The 3,164-nt window shown below is 67.8% G+C and carries 2 protein-coding genes; both read left to right on the top strand.

Features of this window, described 5'->3' with window-relative positions; genetic code table 11:
* Nucleotides 1–648: S1 family peptidase (locus G6018_RS04325; protein ID WP_241731989.1), on the top strand; the 648-nt coding region annotated here is incomplete at its 5' end.
* A gap of 173 nt (nucleotides 649–821) precedes the next feature.
* On the top strand, nucleotides 822–3,164 hold a 2,343-nt coding region (locus G6018_RS04320), incomplete at its 3' end, for a (Fe-S)-binding protein (RefSeq protein WP_241731988.1).

The following is a 3,164-nucleotide window of genomic DNA, read 5'->3' as shown; positions in this document are numbered from 1 at the left end:
TCCGGCCCCATCGCCGGGGGCACCGCCTACTCCGTCGCGGTCCCGGGCGGGATCCTCGAGTGCTCCACCGGGTTCAACGGCGAGCTCGACGGCACGCCCGTCGTCGTCACCGCCGCGCACTGTGCGGGCGCCGACGGCACCCGCGCCGCGTTCGCCGACGGCGAGGAGTTCGGCACCATGACGCGGACCCAGCACGACGGCATCGACACGGCGCTCGTGGCCGTCGACCCGGAGCTCGCCGACCGCTTCCGCACCAACCTGGTCGGCGCCGGCCCCGACACCACCCAGGCGATCACCGGCACAGCCGACCCGGTCGTCGGACAGAAGGCCTGCAAGACAGGGTTCCGGACCGGTTTCTCCTGTGGCACCGTCTCCGAGGTCGGCGCGATGATCGACGTCGCCGGCTCCCGCACCATCGCCAACGCGTTCACGGTGGATCTCTGCGCCCTCCCCGGGGACAGCGGCGGCGTCGTGTTCTCGGGCGACAAGGCCCTGGGGATCTCCAGCGCCTCCAACGTCGCCGAGACCGGGACCTGCGCCAACGCCGACGCCGTGGCCAGGGAGAACGGGTACGTCCCGCGCCTGTCGGCGGTCCCGATCTCCGACGTCCTGGCCGCGCATCCCGGTCTGACGCTGCGCACCAACTGATCCAGAACGACCCGCGGGCCCCGTCCCACGAATCGAGTGCACTCCGCTAAGGGGAACCTCAACTCGTGGGACGGGGCCCGCGTGGCTTACCTTTAACGACAAGACCGTCGACGGGCACCCCTGGGGTCGTCAGGTGCTCGTGCGTCGAGAAGTGCGACGAAAGGCCGCGAACCATGTCAGGCGTGACCATCACTCTCGGGACGATCGGTGTCCTGCTCAGTTTATTTGCTTGGGCCTCATTCATCGGCGGCGTATCGCGGATGGTCCGGAGCATCCTGCTGGGCCAGAAGGACGGCTTCAACCGGTTCGGCTCCCCGTTCTTACGGATGAAGAACACGTTCGTCGAGGTGGCCGCCCACACCCGGATGGCCAGGAAGCGGTCGGTCGGCTTCTTCCACTGGTTCGTCATGATCGGCTTCATGCTCGGCTCGATCGTCTGGTTCGAGGCCTACATCCAGACGTTCAACCCGCGCGGCGGCTGGCCGTGGCTGTCGGATCAGACGTGGTACCACGGGCTCGACGAATTCCTCGGCCTGGGCACCGTCATCGGCATCACCGTGCTCATCATCATCCGCCAGGTCAACCAGCGTCGGGGCCTCAACCGCTTCAACGGTTCCGACCGCAGGGCCGCGTACTTCGTGGAGGCCGTCGTCCTCCTCGAGGGCCTGGGCATGATCTTCGTCAAGGCCGGCAAGCTCGCGCTGTACCGCGCCGAAGGCCAGGACTTCCACTGGTCGACCGACTGGGTCTCCGGCCCCATCTCCACGGTCCTGCCGGCCAACGAGCTCATGGTCTCCATCTTCGCGCTGATCAAGCTGCTCACCGGCATGATCTGGCTGTACGTCGTCGGCCGCAACATCACCTGGGGCGTCGCCTGGCACCGCTTCTCCGCGTTCTTCAACATCTACTTCAAGCGCGAGGCCGACGGCCGCACCGCGCTGGGCGCCCTCAAGCCGATGACCATGGACGGCGAGGCGCTGACCATGGAGAAGATCGAGGAGCGCACCGAGGCGGACGAGGACTTCGAGCCCGTCCTGGGTGCGGGCGCGATCGAGGACTTCTCGTGGAAGGGCTGGCTGGACTTCTCCACCTGTACCGAGTGTGGCCGTTGCCAGGAGCAGTGCCCCGCCTGGAACACCGGCAAGCCGCTGAGCCCCAAGCTCATGATCATGGCCCTGCGTGACCACGCCCACGCCAAGGCTCCGTACCTGCTCGCCGGCGGTAAGACCACGATGGGCGAGGAGACGGGACTCGTCGACGCCGAGGGCAACCCGGACGAGAAGAAGCTGGCCAGGATCCCCGAGGCCGCCCGCCTCGAGGCCCAGCGCCCGCTGGTCGGCCACACCACCGCCGACGTGTCCGACGACCCGATGGCCGCCGGCATCATCGACCCGGAGGCCCTGTGGTCCTGCACCACCTGTGGCGCCTGCGTCGAGCAGTGCCCGGTGGACATCGAGCACGTCGATCACTTCATCGACATGCGTCGCTACCAGGTGCTCATCGAGTCGGAGTTCCCCACCGAGCTCGCCGGCCTGTTCAAGAACCTCGAGAACAAGGGCAACCCCTGGGGCCAAAACAACTCGGGCCGCGATGACTGGATGAAGACCCTCGACTTCGACATCCCGGTCATCGGCTCGGACATCGAGGACTTCTCGGACACCGAGTACCTCTTCTGGGTCGGCTGTGCCGGTGCCTTCGAGGACCGCGCCAAGAAGACCACCCAGGCCGTCGCCACGCTGCTGCACACGGCCGGCGTGAAGTTCGCCGTCCTGGGCCAGGGTGAGACCTGTACCGGTGACTCCGCCCGCCGCGCGGGCAACGAGTTCCTGTTCCAGATGCTCGCCGAGCAGAACATCGAGACCATGAACAACGCCTTCGACGGCGTGCCCACCGGTCAGCGCAAGGTCGTCGTGACCTGTGCCCACTGCCTCAACGCGCTGAAGAACGAGTACGGCGACTTCGGCGGCGACTACCAGGTGGTCCACCACACGCAGCTGCTCAACCGTCTCGTGCGGGAGAAGCGACTCGTGCCGGTCGCCCCCATCGACGGCGGCGTGACCTACCACGACCCGTGCTACCTCGGCCGTCACAACAAGGTCTACGAGGCCCCGCGTGAGCTCATGGACGGTTCTGGAGTGACCCTCACGGAGATGCCCCGCCACGGCCAGCGCTCCATGTGCTGTGGCGCCGGCGGCGCGCGCATGTGGATGGAGGAGACGGTCGGCAAGCGAATCAACATCGACCGCGTCGACGAGGCACTGTCGACCAAGGCGACCAAGATCGCCACCGGCTGCCCGTTCTGTCGGGTGATGCTCTCCGACGGCGCCACCGCGCAGACCGATGGCACCGAACTGGAGGGTCAGGTCGAGGTCGTGGACGTGGCCCAGCTCCTGCTGGAGTCCGTCACCCGCGACGGCGGTCTGCCGGAGCCCCGCGAGGCCGCATGGCTGGAGCAGCCGAAGCGCGAGATGACGTCCGCGGAGAAGGAGGCCGCCGAGGCCGAGGCCGCGACGCCT

This window comes from Dietzia sp. DQ11-44 (genome assembly GCF_014145205.1).
GTDB classification, from domain to species: Bacteria; Actinomycetota; Actinomycetes; order Mycobacteriales; family Mycobacteriaceae; genus Dietzia; species Dietzia natronolimnaea.
Note: the sequence above shows the minus strand (reverse complement) of the source record. Positions and strands in the feature narration are given on the sequence as shown.